Below are 18,753 nucleotides of genomic sequence, written 5' to 3'. Positions count from 1 at the left end.
TCTTATTTGTTAGCTTCTTTTTTACTTAAAATTGCTTTATCTCCATACATTTCTTTGTACTCTTCTGCCGTAATATGATACCGCTTCAGAGCGATCACACTCGCCAAATCTCCCAACAGCGGAGCTCCAAGGTACATTGCGATTGTTGCGATATACAATGTAGTTGTCGGTTCTGCTCCTGCGCTGTATCCTGCAAGTCCCATAAGGATACCTACAATCGAAGAACCAAATGCACTGATCACCTTATCTACCAGTGAAAATGTAGCACCGATGAATCCCGGCATAAACTTTCCTGTTTTTAATTTGTGATAGTCGATGATCTCTGCGATCATTGGATCTACATTTTGAGCAGAGAATCTTCTAAAGAGCATATTCAATGCCATCAATGCCACAAAGACAAACAGTGTTCCCTCTCCAAAAGGACGGAAAATAATTAAAATAGCCTCTAAAGTCAAGTTTGCCACAGCTCCGATCAGAGATGCTTTCTTACATCCAAATTTTACTGCAACAGAACCTGCAACAAATGCACCTACAAGGGACATCGGCGTAGAGATTCCTCCTACGATCGGCTGTAAATCAATGTTTCCTACCGCATAAATATAAAAGTATGTCATGACTGAAGTCTGGATTGTTGACGCAATCTTATCTGTGGATGCAGCTAAGATCAACATTCGCAGCGGCTGATTCAGACGAAGCACATTGATACTGTCTTTGATTGTGATCTTCTCTTCCTTTTTGTTAGGATCTTGTCTGTAAAACTCCGGCTTATCAGAACTTGAAATCGCAAACAAACAACCTACTAAAAGAATTGCATGTAAGATAAACGCACTGATGATAATAAGCATCCACCCTTTTTGCGATCCGAGTCCACCATTTTTCTGTAAAATCGGAATAATAGCCGTTGTCATGATCAAGCTAAGCAGCGTAGAATAGCATCCTCCTGCCACGCCTGAAAGCGGACGATATTTTGGATTTTTTGTTACGATGGACAATACACATTTATTTACCGTTGTCATAAATGTATATCCAATTACCCATACCGCATACCACAGAATTACCCATATCATACGATATGACTGTGGAATATCAAATGAAAACAGATAGATCATAAAGCTTGCCAGAAGCATAATCAGCGATCCGATCACTAAGAATGGTCTGAACTTACCAAATCTTGTCTCTGTTCTGTCAATAATCGAACCAATGACAGGGTCTGTAATCCCATCAAAGATTCTCATCGCAGTCATTACAAGCCCCATGATCATAATATTTAACCCAAGTGCTTCTGTACTAAACACAAGGAAAAACGACATATTCAACATATTGAATACATTCGATGCTGCGGAACCAAGTGGTGTCATAATAACACGTGTGGCTTCCATTTTTGAATTTTTTACTTTTGTACTCATCTTACCCTCCAAATACTTTTCTCAGGTAAAAATTATATCTCTTTTCCTCCCTTCTTTTCATATAGAAAATAAAGCTTTTACTGTTTTTTATTAAGATTTTTATGCTTTTTTCGGTAATTATCCGGAGACTCGCCATACTTTTGTTTAAAGCATTTATAAAAATACCCTTCATTCGCATATCCGATTTCAGATGAAATCTCCTCTATCTTCCTATCTGTTTTGCATAATAAATTAGATGCTTCTGCCATACGTATGTCAAATAAAATATCTTTAAACCCCCGATTCCCCTCCATTTTCAACAGCGCACTAAGATAATTCGGGTGGAAGCACAACTCTTTTGCCACAGAATTCAAAGTTGCATTTCGATAATTTTTCTTTAAGTATTCAATTACCTCTTTTTGAATCTTGATGCTTTTCTGTGTGATGACCGCCTCATCTTCTGCTCCAACTGCTCTCGATATTTCCGTAAAAAGTAAGAGCAGGCATGCGGTGATCTTTCCAATATTTTTTTGTTCTTCCAGAAAATACTCGCAAATAAGTTGTTCCATAACCTTTTCTTCAAAGCTTCCCTCCGGAAGATGATAAAAAATGTAATTTTTCTTTTTACTTTCCGAATACAGACTATTAATGATATAGTTAGAAATGTATTTATCTTCTGAAAACAAATACATAAAAATGGTATCAAAAAAATCAGCTGTCATTAATATATTAAACATCCAAATATCATCTGTTGCCCGCTCTGAAGAATGACTTACATTTCGATTCATCAGACAGACATCTCCCGATTTCATTCGAATTCCCTTTCCTTCTATCTGCATTGAAAGTTCTCCCTCCATCATAAAAGAAAGTTCGATATACTCATGTCTGTGATTTGGAATCGGAACATTTTTATATTTTTGACGGATTGCAACTCTCTCTTTGCATACCTCTTCATTCGGATACGAAATGACAATCTGGTCTTCATCTCTATGCATTTGCGGCACTCTATGACGCTTCTTCATATTTCCTGCTTGCTTTTCACTTTGAAGATAATGCTTTAACACTTCGTAATTCTTTTCCATGCTGCCTCCACATTCTGATGTCTCATTTGTTTTTATATGCTTGTATGAACCTATATTACAAGATTATTTTCCAAAAGTATAGTACCTTGCAGTATTTTTTCATATAAGCAATAAAACATATCGTTTCATGCTTTTCACTTGCATAAAACGATATGTTCTATTTTTTCTTTCTTATCGATCCATCTCACTTTGTCTTCCCGTACTCTTATGTGCTCGGATAATACGTTCAATCTCTCTTAAGTCGGAGGATGGCAGATCTCCCGGTATCGTGTTTTTCACCGAACTTGTAGCATTTCCATATTCCAGCGCTTTCTGGCAATCACCATTGTGTGCAAGCAATCCGTACAGCACACCCGAAATGTAGGCGTCCCCGCTTCCGATCCGGTCAACGACTTCGATATCTCGGTAAGGCTCTTCCTCATAGTAAACATTCGTCTTCGCATTGTAGATTACTGAACCGAATGTGTGGCGTTTCGGGCTGTGGACGATCCGCTGTGTAGAGGCTACGATGGAAATCGGGTAATCCTCCGTAAAGCTCTTCATAATCGTCCGGACATCCCCTTCTTTTCCAAACGTAAGCCGCGCCGTCTCCTCAGAACAGAAAAATACATCCACATATGGAAGAATTCTCTCGATACACGCCCGCGCTTCTTCTCCTGTCCACAAGTTTCCACGGAAGTTGACATCAAAGGAGATCATTGCTCCTGCCTGTTTGAACCGTTTGATCATCTCTATTGCAGTTTCACGTGTCTTCTCACTGAGTGCCAATGTGATTCCGGTCGTGTGGAAACATCTTGCTGACGAAAACAGACTCTCATCAAAATCCTCCACATCAATCTTTGTCATAGACGTATACATCCGGTCATAGACGATTCCCGGTTTTCGCGGATACGCTCCGTTTTCATAATAGTATACCCCGAGGCGTGCATCTTTCTCGCTGTCATATACTAAATAGTCATCGCTGACGCCACAGAAACGCACTCGATTTTTGATATAAGTTCCAATGTCATTTGCCGGAAGCTTAGAAATAATTCCGGTACGTAACCCAAGAAGGGAAACACCAGATACCACATTTAATTCTGCGCCACCCGCCTGTTTCTGAAGAGTCTCTCCGCGCACAATCCTCTCATTGTTCGGCGGGGACAGCCGAAGCAGTAATTCTCCAAGTGCAAGCAGATCAAATTCTTTTTTTGTTTCCATAAGGTACACCTCTTTTAATTCATTTTGCAATTATGATTCTCTCTGATTTGAAAATAGGGAATACAATGCACCTCTGCCTGTATTCCCTACGGTAAAAAATGTATAAATAATTTTAGGTACAGCTCAAATGGGTATAAGCTGTTTGGACGTTTCCTGTACTGGCAAATACAGGTTTATATAATTAAAAATAAATTATATACTATCTTTGTACACGGCCTGAACCGTCTCCACCTGCAAGTTTTAACACTTCATCCATAGATACTAAGTTCATATCTCCTTCGATAGAGTGTTTCAGGCAGGAAGCTGCAACTGCAAATTCGATTGTTGCCTGTGAGTCAAATCCGTTTAAGGAAGCTGCGATCAGTCCGCCTCCGAAGCTGTCTCCGCCACCTACACGGTCAACGATGTGCATTTTATATTTTTTGCTGAAGAAGTAGTCATTTCCATCATATAACATTGCAGACCAGTTGTTGTCGTTTGCTGAGATAGACTCTCTTAATGTGATTGCTACTTTGCTGAATCCAAATCTATCTGCTAACTGTTTTGCTACATCTTTGTATCCTTCGTGGTTTACTGTACCAGTTGTAACATCTGTGTTTGCTGCGTGAATTCCGAATACGTCTGCTGCATCTTCTTCGTTTGCGATACATACGTCAACGTATTTACATAATTCTCCCATCACTTCTCCGGCTTTTTCTTTTGACCAAAGTTTATTTCTGTAGTTTAAGTCACAAGAGATTGTCACTCCATTCTCTTTTGCTGCTTTACAAGCTTCTAAGCAGATTGCTGCTACTTCATCATTTAATGCTGGAGTAATTCCTGTAAAGTGGAACCATTCTGCTCCGTCAAAGATCTCTTTCCAGTTGAAATCTTCTTTTGTAGCTGTTGCGATAGAAGATCCTGCTCTGTCGTAGATTACTTTAGAAGGTCTCTGGGAAGCACCCTTCTCTAAGAAGTAGATACCTACTCTGTCTCCACCACGTGTGATGTAAGATGTGTCTACTCCATACTTTCTAAGAGAGTTTACAGCAGCCTGTCCAATCTCATGTGCCGGTAATTTTGTTACAAATTTTGCATCAAATCCATAGTTTGCAAGAGAAACAGCTACGTTTGCCTCTCCTCCACCGTATGTTGCTCCGAATGTATCTGCCTGTACGAAACGGTAGTATCCTTCCGGTGCAAGTCTTAACATAATCTCTCCAAATGTAATTACTTTCTTTGCCATGTTTAATCTCCTCTTAATCATAAATTGTAATTTTATCTTCTATAATCAATATTACAAACTTCTAACGGATACGCTGCAATGTCGTGCAGCTGTAAGCATTTCTTATTTCTGTACTAAATGCACTGCAAATCCGCCAACTTCTCCTGTGAAGTAAACTGCTTTTAAATTGTTCTTTGCATCATATTTTGCTGTGGACATATCGAATTCATATCCCAGCATTTCCAGATAGCTCACTGCTCTGTCGATGTAGTTTGTGGAAACTGCGATGTGTCCGTTTGTTCCTTTGTATGGAGTCTTCATTACTTCTACACCAGTTCCTGCAAAGTATGAAGAGTTTCCTTCTTTGGATGTGAATCCGAACATCTTTTCAAATGCACTTGCTGTATTTCCAGCTTCATCATCGCTATTTGCATTGATTCCTACATGTGCAAGTTCAAATCCTAACATAGACTGTACTGCTTCTCTTGTCAGTTTTTCGATCTCATCAAATTTACCTGCTGCTACAAGATCTCCTTTTACCATCCAGCTTCCGCCACATGCGATGATCTTCGGGAAGTCTAAGTAAGATTTTAAGTTAGACGCGTTAATTCCACCTGTCGGCATGAATTTCATGTTTGTGTATGGAGCTGCCATCGCTTTGATCATGTTGATTCCGCCTGCCGGTTCTGCCGGGAAGAATTTTACAACTTCCAGTCCGCACTCAATTGCCTGCTCGATATCACTTGGGTTTGTTGTACCCGGTGTGATCGGGATATTCTTCTCTACACAGTATCTTACAATCTTTGGATTCAATCCAGGGCTGACAATAAATTTTGCTCCTGCTGCCACTGCGCGGTCCACCTGATCTGTTGTAAGAACGGTTCCTGCTCCTACAAGCATGTTCGGGAACTGCTCTGCCATAATTCTGATAGACTCTTCTGCTGCATCTGTACGGAATGTTACTTCTGCACATGGAAGTCCACCATCACAAAGTGCTTTTGCAAGTGGTGCTGCATCTTTCGCATCGTTTAATACAACAACCGGAATGATTCCGATCTTCTGGATTTTCTCTAATACTTCGTTCATTTAACTTCCTCCTGACTGGATCTCTCTACGTTTCATTTTGTTTCACATTGTGAAACTCAGTTTCATAATGCAATACTCTTTATTTGCATTATACTACTTCTTGTAAGAAAGTCAAGATGTTTCTTTCGATTTTCTCCAACAAATGCAGGATTTATTCTCCGATCACCCGAAACCTCCTTCCATTCTCCCTGAATCTGGAAAGGGGATTGCTTCTCTTTTCATAAAATGTTACAATAGTCCACAGATTCTAGGAGGAAATGATTGTGTACGCGGGAGTTTGACAGTTGAATATCGAAAAAAGTACTCACAGGTCGCATAAAACCTGCTTTTTTTATGTCAAATTTTCCGTTTTTATAGCTGTTATTTTGTGTTATTGTATGGTATAATAAGGGATAGGAGGGATGACAGATGAATCTTCATATAACAAAATCAAAAAATGCAGAGTCCTTTTATATCTGTAAATCTTATACAAAATCAAATGGCAGCACTACTTCAGCTATCGTCCGCAAGCTGGGAACCTTAGAACAACTTTTGCCTGAACATGGTCCTACAAGAGATGATGTCGTTGCATGGGCGAAAAATGAAGTGAAAATAGAAACTGAAAAATATAAAAAAGAAAAAGAAGCACAGACAGTATTGATACCATTCCATGCGGATAGACAATTAGATTATGACAAGCAGGTCTTCTTCCGTGGTGGCTATCTGTTTCTCCAATCCATTTATTATCAACTACAAATGAATAAAATCTGCCGGAAACTGAAACAGAAATATAAATTCAAGTATGATATCAATGCGATCCTTTCGGATTTGATTTATGCAAGAATCTTAGAACCTTGCAGCAAACGTTCTTCTTACAAAGTTGCATCTGAATTCTTAGAAAAACCATCCTACGAACTTCATGATGTCTACCGGGCATTGGATGTACTTGGTGCGGAATGTGATCTTATTCAGTCTGAAGTTTATAAAAACTCCCACTTCCTTGGAAAAAGAAATGATAAGGTCCTTTATTATGACTGCTCGAATTATTACTTTGAAATTGAACAGGAAGATGGAAATAAAAAATACGGGAAAAGTAAAGAACACAGGCCAAACCCGATCATCCAAATGGGATTGTTTATGGATGGAGACGGGATTCCCCTTGCTTTTTCTCTTTTTCCGGGAAATGCGAACGAGCAGACCTCTCTCAAACCGTTAGAAAAGAAAGTCCTTGGAGATTTTGGCTGTCAGAAATTTATTTATTGCAGTGATGCCGGTCTTGGCTCTGAATCAATCCGGGAATACAATCACATGGGGGAACGGGCTTATATCGTAACCCAGTCCATCAAGAAGCTGAAGAAAGAAGAAAAAGAATGGGCATTAAATTTACAGGGATTTAAAAGAGTATCAGATGGAACCCCTGTTGATATCACAAAACTACCCGAAGATGATAAAGGACTTTATTATAAAGACGAACCCTACACCACAAAGAAGCTACATCAACGCCTGATCATTACCTATTCTCCTAAATATGCCCTTTATCAAAAATCTATTCGAGACAAACAGATTGAACGGGCACAAAAGATGCTGGATTCAGGGAGCACAAAAAAGAACCGAAAAAATCCAAATGATCCAGCACGTTTCATCGGAACTATGGCTGTAACAGAGGAAGGCGAAGCTGCTGATGTAAAGCAGTATCTAGATGAAATTAAGATTTCTGAAGAAACCCAGTATGATGGATTTTACGCAGTATGCACAGATCTTTTAGATGACGAAGTTGGTGATATTTTGAAAGTAAGTGAAGGAAGATGGCAGATAGAAGAATGTTTCCGGATTATGAAAACGGATTTTTCTGCAAGACCTGTCTATTTACAGGATGAAAACCGGATCAAAGCACATTTTCTAATCTGTTTTCTTGCATTGACAATATACCGCTTCCTTGAGAAAAAACTGGATGCTAAATATACATGTGAAGAATTATTAGATATTCTAAAAGAAATGAATTTCGCCGAAATACAGGAACAGGGATTCATTCCTTTATACAAACGAGAAAGAATTACGGATGATCTTCATGACGTGTGTGGTTTCCGAACAGATTATCAGTTCATAACAAAAAGTAAAATGAGAAATATTCAGAAAAAAAGTAAAGGGAAAGAATAAAATACTATAGTCCGTAACAACAGCAAAAATCGCTGCAGCCCAGTAACCACAAGGGATACAGCGATTTTTGCTCTTCCTAACTGTCAAAGATGGGATTATACTACTTCTTGTAAGAAAGTCAAGATGTTTCTTTCGATTTTCTCCAACAAATGCAGGATTTATTCTCCGATCACCCGAAACCTCCTTCCATTCTCCCTGAATCTGGAAAGGGGATTGCTTCTCTTTTCATAAAATGTTACAATAGTCCACAGATTCTAGGAGGAAATGATTGTGTACGATAAAAAAGAGAACCAAACTACAACTCAGACTGCAGAACAAAAAAATCCGATTCAGGTCGCAGACAGACTGTTTGCAGTCATTGAAGAACTTTCCAAGTCCGGTCCGACCGGACTGATTGAACTGAGCAATACGCTTGGTTTACATAAAAGCACGACCCACCGACTTCTAACCTCACTCATGTATATGGATTATGTGCGTCAAGATGAAGAGAGTGGAAAATATTCCCTTTCTTTTAAACTTCTTGAAATTTCCAGCCGAATTTTAGGACATATTGATGTGTTATCTACCATTCACCCTTATTTAAAGGAGCTCGCAGATATCAGCGGAGAGACCGTCCATCTTGTCAAACGTGACGGACTGGACGTCGTGTACATCGACAAGGTAGAATCCAGCTCTAACTCGGTGCGAATGGTATCCCGTGTCGGAAGCCGCACACCAATGTATCGTTCCGGTGTCGGAAAAGCACTGCTCGCCATGATGCGTCCAGAGGAAGTGCGTACAATTTGGGGCGACAGTAAGATCGAGGCACTGACAGAGTATACCGTCACCGATCTGGATGAACTATTTATTATTTTGGAAGAAGCGCGGGAAAATGGTTACGCACTTGACAATGAAGAAAATGAAAACGGCGTTCGCTGCATTGCCTCCTCGATCATGGATTACAGCGGCAAGCCAAAATATGCTTTCAGTATCTCTGGCCCGACCGTCCGCATGACAGATGAGCGCATCCTGGAACTCTCCAAGCTGATGCTACAGACAAAGAAAAAACTGGAAGAAGAGCTTGGTTATCATTCATAGGCTCACATAAATCTGATTTGTACTAAAAAAAGAGCGCTGCGAAATAAGGAATCCTCTCCCTATTTCACAACGCTCTCTTTTCTTTGCAATTTTAAATACGATCTACTCTTCTACCTTTGCAATCTCAAGTCCAAGTTCTTCTAACTGTTTTCTGTCAACTGCTGCCGGCGCTTCTGTCATCAGATCGGAGGCATCTTTGACTTTCGGGAACGCGATCACGTCACGGATGCTGTCTTCTTTTGCCATCAACATAATCAGACGGTCAAGTCCGTATGCTAATCCTGCGTGCGGCGGCACTCCATATTTGAATGCACTTAACAGGAACCCAAACTGTTCTTCTGCCTGCTCTCTTGTAAATCCAAGCACTTCAAACATCTTATTCTGAATCTCCTGATTGAAGATACGGACACTTCCGCCTCCGAGTTCCGTTCCGTTTAATACGATATCGTATGCTTTTGCACGGACTTTTCCCGGATCTGTATCAAGAAGGTCAAGGTCTTCTTCCATCGGCATTGTAAATGGATGATGCATTGCTGTATATCTTCCGGCTTCCTCGTTCCACTCTAATAACGGGAATTCTGTTACCCAGAGGAATCTGTAATCTCCTTTGTCAAGGATCTCTAACTGACGTGCGATCTCCAGACGCAGATTTCCTAACACATCCCATACAACTTTATTCTTATCAGCAGCAAAGAGAAGTAAGTCTCCGTTCTCTCCACCCATCGCCTCGATCAATGCGTGCATCTCTTCTTCGCTCATAAATTTTGCGAACGAAGATTTCACCGTACCGTCTTCCTGGATTGCAATGTAAGCAAGCCCTTTTGCACCAAAATCTTTGGCGAAATCTACCAGTTTATCAATCTTCTTACGCGGCATCGCTCCCTGCCCTTTGGCATTGATACCTCTGACACTTCCTCCGTTTTCCAGTGCATTTTTAAATACAACGAACTCACAGTCTTTTACGACTTCAGATACGTCCACAAGTTCCATTCCAAAGCGGATATCCGGCTTATCGGAACCAAAGCGATCCATCGCCTCCTGCCATGTCATGCGCGGAATCGGAAGGCTTACTTCTACACCTAAGATTTCTTTAAATAATTTTGCCAGCAATCTTTCATTGACATCGATGACATCATCTACGTCTACAAAAGAAAGTTCCATATCGATCTGTGTAAATTCCGGCTGACGATCTGCACGAAGGTCCTCGTCACGGAAACATTTTACAATCTGAAAATAACGATCATATCCGGAACACATCAGAAGCTGTTTGAAAATCTGTGGTGACTGCGGCAGTGCGTAGAAATTCCCTGGGTGTACACGGCTTGGTACAAGGTAGTCTCTCGCGCCTTCCGGTGTACTCTTGATCAGCATCGGTGTCTCGATCTCAAGGAATCCTTCTTCTGCAAGGAACTGACGTGTCAGTGTAGCAGCCTTACTTCTCATCATCAGATTTCTCTGAAGATCCGGTCTTCTCAGGTCAAGGAAACGATATTTCAGACGAAGTTCTTCCTTTGTCTTACTGTTCTCCTCGATTGGAAACGGCGGTGTCTCTGACTCGGATAATATCCGGATCTCTCTTGCGCGAATCTCGATCTCTCCTGTTGCAAGATTCTCATTGACTGCACCAGAACGTGCCTCCACAGTTCCCACTACTGCGATTACAAATTCACTTCTTAATTTTCCTGCCTTTTCAAATCCGGCTTCATCGATGGAACCATTTTCAAAAATGATCTGCAGCAGACCGGAGCGGTCTCTTAAATCTACGAAAACAATTCCTCCTTTATTACGGTTCTTCTGCACCCATCCCATCACGGTCACAGTCTCACCGATATTTGCTTTGCTTAACTCTGCACATCTGTGGCTTCTCTTTAAGCCCTGCATTGATTCTGCCATGTTCTTTTCCTCCATATTTATTTAAAAAATTCCTTAATTTCTGTGTAACCTTCCTGAGAAAGTTGTTCTTTCTGGAATTTTTTGTTTTTCTTCATGATCGAGAGCATTACTTGCTTCCCTGCAGCACGCTGCTCTTTTGCAAATGCCAGCACTTCCAGCATCTTCTCCTGCGGCATTCCTTTCTCGATCAAGAGCGCCAGCTTCTCTTTGTTGTCCGGAATCTCATATCCTCTCTCTAAAAGCAGCATGACGATCCGCTCAAATCCGATTGAAAATCCGCATGCCGGTGTCGGCTGTCCGGTAAACTTTCCGATCATCTCATCATATCTTCCGCCACCTCCGACAGAGCCGCCGAACTCATCCATCGCAATCTCAAAGATTGTTCCGGTATAGTAAGACATTCCCCGCACCAGTGTCGGGTCAAAACTTAACTTAAAATCTGCTTCTTTCACACTGTCCACACTTGCGATGATCATCTCCAGTCCATCTGCAGTCGCTTCCTCAAGGTATCCCTCTAATTTTTCTTTGCAGTAGCGTACTCCCTCGATATCATTTGTAATCTCCTTGAATAACTGAAGATATTTTTCAACTGCTTCTTTCGGATATCCATGCTCCTGCAGTTCTTTTTCTACACCGTCCAGACCAATCTTATCCATCTTGTCCAGGATGATAAATACATCATCATAGTCTTTCTCTTCGAATCCGCTGTAAGCTGCCATCGCCTTTAAGATCTTCCGGTCATTGATACGGACAGTAAAGTTTTTAAAATCCAGTTTCCCAAGCAGTGTCGTCGTCGCAAGGATCAATTCTATCTCCGCAAGATTATTTGGTTCTCCTAAGATGTCAATATCGCACTGCATGAACTGACGGAAGCGCCCTCTCTGCGGACGGTCAGCTCTCCACACATTTCCCATCTGCAGCGCTTTAAACGGAGATGGAAGCTCACTGACATTGTTGGAATAATAACGGGATAACGGAACAGTCAGATCATATCTGAGTCCACCATCCACGAGATCTGCCTCACATTCTGCTGTGTCCAGCTTTAACTTCTCTCCACGTTTTAAAATTTTAAAGATCAACTTTTCATTCTCTCCCCCTTGCTTGCTCGACAGGTTCTCGATATGCTCCACACATGGTGTCTCAATCGAAGAGAATCCAAATGTTCCATATGTCTCCTTGATCAGACGGATCACATAATCCCGGATCTGCATCTCTCTCGGTAACATATCTTTCATCCCGGTTACGGGCTTTTTCTTTAATGCCATAATAGTTCTCCCTTTCGCTCTATCATCTCGTCGATCCGTGCGATATACTGTCCCACATCTTTGACATTTTCCACACGCTCAATCCTTTTTTCTAATTTTACTTCTTTTCCCGGCTGACCGTTCTTTAACTGGTCTTCTGCCGCCGAAAATACAGCCTTTGTGGAGGCTCCTGCTCCCACTGCTACGATAGACTGTTTTTCCTCCATAATAAGTATATTGTATATTCCTGCTTTGTCAACCTTTGCATAGCCAACATTTTCAAAATTTCCGGCAATATTTTTCTGGCGATACAGATAATACGGTTTCATTCCCATCCGCGCAGCACTCTCCGCTGCGAGATCTATCATCGCTTCCATCTGCCGTCCTCTTTCCTCCTGGAGCGCAGCCTCTTTCAATTCCGGCATCTGTGCCAGCCTTGATGCACGCTTAACTGCCAGCGAGTGCACCGTAATACTGTCAGGAGAAAGTTCCTCAATCTGCCTTAACGTGTCTTTGACATCTTCCACCGTCTCTCCCGGAAGTCCGGCAATCAGATCCATGTTGATATTTTCAAACTCCAATTCTCTCGCCATCCCATACACGCGGAGAATATCCTCCACGGTATGCCTTCTCCCGATGAGATCCAAAGTCTTTTGCTGCATCGTCTGCGGGTTAATCGAAATCCGCGGAATCTTGTGGCGCTTCAGCACTTCCAGTTTTTCTCTTGTAATACTGTCAGGCCGCCCTGCCTCCACGGTAATCTCCTTTATCTCCTCATAAGAAAATGTCTCTTCCAAATGTGTGAGCAGACGATCTAACTGATCTGCTTCCAACGTCGTCGGCGTTCCTCCACCAATGTAGATTGTATTTAATTTCTTCTCTTTTGAAATATCCCCGACATAGCTGATTTCCTTGCAAAGTGCATCGAGATATTCCTCCACCCTCGTCTTCCATGCTTCGATCGGGTATGAGGTAAACGAACAGTACGCACAGGTGGTCGGACAGAATGGGATTCCCACATAGAGACTATATCCATCTTCATAATCAAGCTGCTCCAGCTGGGCCTTCTCGCGCTTTGCAATCTCGATTCCAAGGCGTGCTTTCTCCTCACTCATCAGATATTGTTCCATGAGAGTTCTCTGAATCTCTTCTTCCTCCATCTGCTCTTCTAACATCTTCATTGCGATTTTTGTCGGGCGGATCCCCGTTAGGATTCCCCACGCCAGCGTTTTCCCGGAATATTCTGCAAGCGCCCGGTAAATCTTTCGGTCCAGATACTGCTTCTTCTCTTTTTTTGTCTCATATGCATCCAGTTCCTTTATCTCCGCACAGATTCTGCAAATGCGCTCCTGCACACACACCTCCAGCTCCAGAAACATTCCCTGCTCCTCATCAATTTCCTGCTCTACTGTCTCATTTGGGAAAAATGCTTTTACAATATGAAATACATCATAGATATAACTTTTGTCTTTTATCCGTAATCGAATCATTCTCTTCTCTTCCTCATTTATTCTCTCACTGTGTTTTTTACACCACTGTCACAGACAGCACTCCTCTTCTCTCTTACGAAGGAAGGACGGGAAAATGCTTCCCCGCCCTCAGTTACCTTACACAAAACACCTTTTCTGCTCCTTGTATAATTCTGACATTTTTCTGAACAGAATTGGTTTTATCTTTTCACCACTTACGCCAAAAATGGATTTGCAGTCTTCTCTGTCTGAATAGTCGTCGCTGCCATATGCCCTGGATATACCACTGTATTTTCCGGCAGAACAAGGAGCTTCTCCTTGATAGAACGAATCAATGTCGTCTCATCCCCCGTCGGCAGATCACTCCTTCCGACGGAACACCGAAACAGTGTATCCCCACTGAACAACATGTTCTCTGTCTCCGCGTAATAACAACATCCGCCCGATGTATGTCCAGGTGTAAATAATACTTCAAATGTCACCCCTGCAGCCGCAATCTTCTGACCGTCCGTCACATAGGTTGCATCCTCAAAGACGTACCCGTTTGTATAAGTCAAAGAAAGATTTGTCTTCGGATCTGCGATCAGTCCTTTCTCTGCTTCATGGACATATACCGGAACCGGATACTCCTCAAGCAATGCATCCAGCCCCATAATATGGTCAAAATGTCCATGTGTCAGAAGCACTGCCTGCGGCTTTAATCCCTCTTCTCGGAGAAATTCTGCCAACTTCTTGGAATATGCCGCCGGATCTACGATTACGGCTTCCTTCGTCTGTTCATTCCATGCAACATAACAGTTCGTACTTAATATTCCAGTTAAAAAACGTTCTACTTTCATCTCTTTTTGTTACCCCACACTACGTTCTATATCGATCACGCCTTCTAACTGACGCATCTTTTCAATCAGTCTTGCCAATTCCTCACGACCGCGCACAATAAATCCCATCTCAATGGTCGCAGTTCCCTGCTTACTAGTACGCACATTCATGGACTTGACATCAATCTTATTCTCCGTAAAGATCTTGGAAATCTCCATCAGCATTCCCTGCCGATCTGTCGCATACATCTTAATCTCTGCCATATACTGTCCATTGGATGCATCGCTTTCTGTCTGTTCCCACTCTGCATCGATCAGCCGTGCACGCTCTGCATTAGACAAGTGAAGAATATTGACACAGTCTGTGCGATGAATCGACATTCCTCTTCCTCTTGTCACAAATCCCACGATTTCATCCCCCGGCACCGGATTGCAGCACCTTGAAAAACGGACTGCAATATCATCGATTCCTTTTACGACAATTCCGCTCTTTGATTTTGCGATGTGCACTTTATGTTTGGACGCCTCTGACACTTTCTCAAGAATCGTCTCATCCGTGATCTCTTCCTTGTGATCCTTCTGATATTCCTCAGCAAGGCGATTGACAATCTGTCCCTCCTTGAGTCCTCCATGTCCCAACGCCGCAAGCACTGCATCCCAGTCTCGGAATCCATATTTCTTCTGCACAACTTGCATATATTTTGGCTTTGTCAGGTCACTCAACACGAGAGATTTTGCCTTGCAATAAGCCTGAAGCATCTCTTTTCCGCGGATGATATTCTCCTCTTTGAACTCCTTCTTAAACCACTGATTGATCTTATTCTTTGCCTGCGTACTCTTGACGATCGACAACCAGTCACGGCTCGGTCCCTTAGAATTCTGTGATGTCAGTATCTCAATGCGGTCTCCGTTCTGAATCTTGTAATCAATCGTCACAAGCTTTCCGTTGACTCTCGCCCCGACCATCTTGTTGCCGACTGCCGAGTGGATCGCATAGGCGAAATCAATCGGTGTAGAACCATTTGGAAGATTTTTCACATCTCCGTTCGGCGTAAAGCAGTAAACATCTTCGGCAAACAGATCCAGACCGCCCTTTAACAGACTTAAAAATTCACGATTGTCCGTATTCTGCTGCCACTCGAGAATCTGCCTGAGCCAGCTTAACTTCTCCTCTTCCTGCATGGCAATATTCTTCTTGCCATCCCCGCTCTCTTTGTACTTCCAGTGTGCTGCGATACCATACTCGGCCGTCTTGTGCATCTCCTTCGTTCGGATCTGGATCTCAAACGGCTGTCCTGCAGGTCCCATCAGCGTTGTATGTAAAGACTGGTACATATTTGCCTTTGGCATCGCAATATAATCTTTAAATCTTCCCGGAATCGGTGTGTACATCTCATGGATCACACCAAGCGCGGCATAACAATCCTTCACCGTATCTACGATGATGCGGACCGCAAACAGATCATAGACCTGATCTACTGTCTTATCCTGATTGACCATCTTTTTATAGATACTGAAGAAATGCTTCACTCTGCCATAGACTTCTGCCTGAATGTCCGCATTCTTCATATGGCTTGCCACCTCATCTACAATCTGCTGTACAAATTCCTCCCGCTCTGTCTTCCGGTCATTAATCTGCTTCACAAGATCATAGAACACTTCCGGCTGATAGTACTTCAGCGCCAGATCATCCAGTTCTTTCTTGATTTTAGAAATTCCAAGTCTCTGTGCGATCGGAGCGTAGATATCCATCGTCTCTCTCGCCTTCTCCTTCTGCTTGTGCGGCGGCCAAAACTGTGCCGTACGCATATTATGCAGACGGTCTGCCAGCTTCACGATGATCACACGGATATCCTTGGACATCGCAAGAAACATCTTCCTTAAGTTCTCTGCCTGAAGTTCCATCTTATCGACATCTTTTGAATAAGATAACTGTCCAAGCTTTGTGACCCCCTCCACAAGAAGTGCTACCTCCGCGCCGAATTCCCTCTCAATATCATCCCTCGTCATGATCGTATCTTCCACAGCATCATGCAAAATTCCTGCAACGATCGTCTCTTTATCCATCTCAAGCTCTGCCAGAATGATTCCTACCCAAAGTGGATGGATGATGTAAGGCTCTCCGGACTTCCTCTTCTGTCCTTCGTGAGCCTGCTTTGCAATCCGGTATGCCTTCTCGATCATAGAGATATCCGCCGATGGATGATACTCTCTTATCCTCTTGATTAATGACTGGTACAACAGTTCGGGATCTTGATAGTCTTCCGGCTCCTTAACTGCGTGGCCGTCCACCATTTTAAATTCTTTTGGTCTGATTTCCAGTGTTTCTGACATCTCGATCCCTCCTTCTCCTTTGCTTCAAACGATATTGTTTAGTATATCACTTTTTTTGCTTTGAAACAACATTTATATCATATCGAATCACCTGTAATTTTGTATCACGATCTGAAGTGTCTTCTGTCCACGGAATTCATTGACCGATGGATAATACGTCGCTGTGATTTTTCCCCCTGCTCTCCTGATTTTTTCCAGACATTCCTGTGCCTCTCCAAAATAAATCGCATCCATCACCGTTCCTCCCAAGTCTTTCACTTGCATCTTCAGCACATTCTGATTTTTCCCGAGAATCCGGCTATTTAAAACAAGCATATCTTTTTCTACAAAAACCGGTTTCGTATTTCCTTTTCCAAACGGTTCCAGAAGTTCCAGTTCCTCTACCAGTTCCTCTGTCACATATTGGAGTGGCATCTGCATGTCGATCGATACTTTCTCACAGAAATCCTCTTGTGTCAGTACCGTTTTTTCATTCATCTGTCTGCGAAATACTTCGATATTCTCTTCCGGAAGCGATAATCCTGCTGCCATCTTATGTCCTCCAAACTTGGTAAACAAAGCTTTGCACTTACTCATCTCCTCGTACATATCATAATTCTCTATCGACCTGCCAGAGCCCTTTGCTCCCTGTTCTGCTTTTGTAAGAATAAATACCGGCTTGTGATACCGTTCTCTGATCCGTCCGGCAATGATTCCGGCCAGACTTTCATGGCAGTCCGGAAGAAAAATCACAAGCACTTTGTCTTTCTGAAGCGCTGTTGTCTCTACCATCTTCACCGCCTCCTCGACCCCTGCCTGTGTCATTTCTTTTCGGCTGTCATTCAATGCTTTTAGATCCCCCGCAAGCATATCTGCCTCTCTCCGACTGGAGGCTCTCAGAAGTTCCAATGCCCGTTTTGCCGTGTCAAGCCTTCCTCCCGCATTCAGGCATGGTCCGATGACAAATCCAATATGATATGCAGACAAATGTGCCCGGTCAACGCCGGTGCATTCAATCAAAGCATCCAGTCCATAGTTTTTTGTACACTTTAGCATCTCCAGTCCCTGCTTTACAAAAATGCGGTTTTCTCCGACAAGATCCATCACATCTCCTACCGTCGCAATCGCCACATTTTCCATCAGATAATCTACGTCCTCCACGTCCTGCCCCATCACATTGAAGAGTGTTTCCACCAGCTTATAAGCCACTGCCGCGCCACACAGGGAAGAGAACGGATATTCACAGTCGATCCGCTTCGGATCAACGACCGCATCTGCCGGTGGAAGTTCATACACTTTTTCCCCATTTTTTTCTTCATATGGGATTTCATGATGGTCCGTGACAATGATCGTCATCCCCATCTTCTTCGCATAGGCAATCTCTTCTGCCGCCGCAATTCCATTATCACAAGTGATGATTGTGTCGACCCCCGCCTCCAGCGCACGGTTGATCAATTCCTGATTCAGTCCATATCCATCTTTCATACGATCCGGGATGTCGCTGTCCACAACTCCACCAAGCTTTTCTATTCCTTCCAAAAGGATATATGTTGCATTCACCCCGTCAATATCATAATCCCCAATCACCCGGATCGGCTTTTTCTCCCGGATCTTCTCACTTAAAATTTCCACTGCACGGTCCATATCTTTCATCAGAATTCCATCGTGGAGTTCTGCGATCGTTCCGTTTAAATAAAGTCTGATCTCTTCCTCATCCGTGATCTCCCGGTTCCGGATCAGTCTTGCGAGAATGGGGCTGATGTGAAATTTCTGTGCAATTTCCTGAAACGGTGCACCCTTCCGCATAATAAACCATTTTTCCATCATATACCTCATCGAAAAACAG

At 42.6% G+C, this 18,753-nt stretch carries 13 protein-coding genes; 2 read left to right on the top strand and 11 right to left on the bottom strand.

The genetic code is table 11. The annotated features are described in order from the left end of the window. Positions 1–2 precede the first annotated feature (2 nt). The 5 genes from ACGG81_RS03930 to ACGG81_RS03910 all read right to left on the bottom strand — a co-directional run bounded on the left by ACGG81_RS03930 (position 3) and on the right by ACGG81_RS03910 (position 5,957). Positions 3–1,406 carry an MFS transporter gene (locus ACGG81_RS03930; RefSeq protein WP_009262917.1) on the bottom strand — a complete coding sequence of 468 codons (1,404 nt, stop codon included), beginning with the start codon at positions 1,404–1,406 and terminating at the stop codon, positions 3–5. Positions 1,407–1,483: 77 nt separating this feature from the next. Next, complete coding sequence (locus ACGG81_RS03925) at positions 1,484–2,467, bottom strand: AraC family transcriptional regulator (RefSeq protein ID WP_390109697.1); 984 nt, start codon at positions 2,465–2,467, stop codon at positions 1,484–1,486. Positions 2,468–2,638: 171 nt separating this feature from the next. Then, positions 2,639–3,667 carry a sugar kinase gene (locus ACGG81_RS03920; protein WP_008976433.1) on the bottom strand — a complete coding sequence of 343 codons (1,029 nt, stop codon included), beginning with the start codon at positions 3,665–3,667 and terminating at the stop codon, positions 2,639–2,641. Positions 3,668–3,866: 199 nt separating this feature from the next. Continuing rightward, the gene (locus ACGG81_RS03915) at positions 3,867–4,892 is read right to left on the bottom strand and encodes a sugar kinase (protein ID WP_008976434.1); all 1,026 of its coding nucleotides are present in this window, start codon (positions 4,890–4,892) and stop codon (positions 3,867–3,869) included. Positions 4,893–4,994: 102 nt separating this feature from the next. Then, positions 4,995–5,957, bottom strand: a complete 963-nt coding sequence (locus ACGG81_RS03910) for a bifunctional 4-hydroxy-2-oxoglutarate aldolase/2-dehydro-3-deoxy-phosphogluconate aldolase (RefSeq protein WP_390109692.1) — start codon at positions 5,955–5,957, stop codon at positions 4,995–4,997. Between the two features lie 408 nt (positions 5,958–6,365). Here ACGG81_RS03910 and ACGG81_RS03905 point away from each other — a divergent pair, with 408 nt between their 5' ends. Together ACGG81_RS03905 and ACGG81_RS03900 are read left to right on the top strand one after the other, a co-directional pair. Further along, on the top strand, positions 6,366–8,093 hold the full coding sequence (locus tag ACGG81_RS03905) for an IS1634 family transposase (protein WP_009263683.1): 1,728 nt from the start codon (positions 6,366–6,368) through the stop codon (positions 8,091–8,093). A gap of 270 nt (positions 8,094–8,363) precedes the next feature. Then, positions 8,364–9,170, top strand: coding sequence for an IclR family transcriptional regulator (locus tag ACGG81_RS03900; RefSeq protein ID WP_008976436.1), 807 nt, complete (start codon positions 8,364–8,366; stop codon positions 9,168–9,170). Positions 9,171–9,272: 102 nt separating this feature from the next. On the opposite strand, the gene aspS is transcribed toward ACGG81_RS03900, so the two are convergent. The 6 genes from aspS to recJ form a co-directional block, all read right to left on the bottom strand. Continuing rightward, positions 9,273–11,063 carry an aspartate--tRNA ligase gene (gene aspS / locus ACGG81_RS03895; RefSeq protein WP_009262920.1) on the bottom strand — a complete coding sequence of 597 codons (1,791 nt, stop codon included), beginning with the start codon at positions 11,061–11,063 and terminating at the stop codon, positions 9,273–9,275. Between the two features lie 17 nt (positions 11,064–11,080). Then, positions 11,081–12,328, bottom strand: a complete 1,248-nt coding sequence (hisS, locus tag ACGG81_RS03890) for a histidine--tRNA ligase (RefSeq protein ID WP_016439348.1) — start codon at positions 12,326–12,328, stop codon at positions 11,081–11,083. Continuing rightward, positions 12,319–13,797 carry a coproporphyrinogen dehydrogenase HemZ gene (gene hemZ, locus ACGG81_RS03885; RefSeq protein ID WP_317344676.1) on the bottom strand — a complete coding sequence of 493 codons (1,479 nt, stop codon included), beginning with the start codon at positions 13,795–13,797 and terminating at the stop codon, positions 12,319–12,321. The genes hisS and hemZ overlap by 10 nt, the downstream gene beginning before the upstream one ends. Positions 13,798–13,991: 194 nt before the next feature. Continuing rightward, positions 13,992–14,615 carry an MBL fold metallo-hydrolase gene (locus ACGG81_RS03880; RefSeq protein WP_008976440.1) on the bottom strand — a complete coding sequence of 208 codons (624 nt, stop codon included), beginning with the start codon at positions 14,613–14,615 and terminating at the stop codon, positions 13,992–13,994. Between the two features lie 9 nt (positions 14,616–14,624). Then, on the bottom strand, positions 14,625–16,928 hold the full coding sequence (locus ACGG81_RS03875) for a RelA/SpoT family protein (protein ID WP_008976441.1): 2,304 nt from the start codon (positions 16,926–16,928) through the stop codon (positions 14,625–14,627). Positions 16,929–17,015: 87 nt separating this feature from the next. Continuing rightward, positions 17,016–18,731, bottom strand: a complete 1,716-nt coding sequence (gene recJ / locus ACGG81_RS03870; protein WP_317344674.1) for a single-stranded-DNA-specific exonuclease RecJ — start codon at positions 18,729–18,731, stop codon at positions 17,016–17,018. Positions 18,732–18,753 lie beyond the last annotated feature (22 nt).

Source organism: Faecalimonas umbilicata (genome assembly GCF_042846195.1).
GTDB classification, from domain to species: Bacteria; Bacillota; Clostridia; order Lachnospirales; family Lachnospiraceae; genus Faecalimonas; species Faecalimonas umbilicata.
Note: the sequence above shows the minus strand (reverse complement) of the source record. Positions and strands in the feature narration are given on the sequence as shown.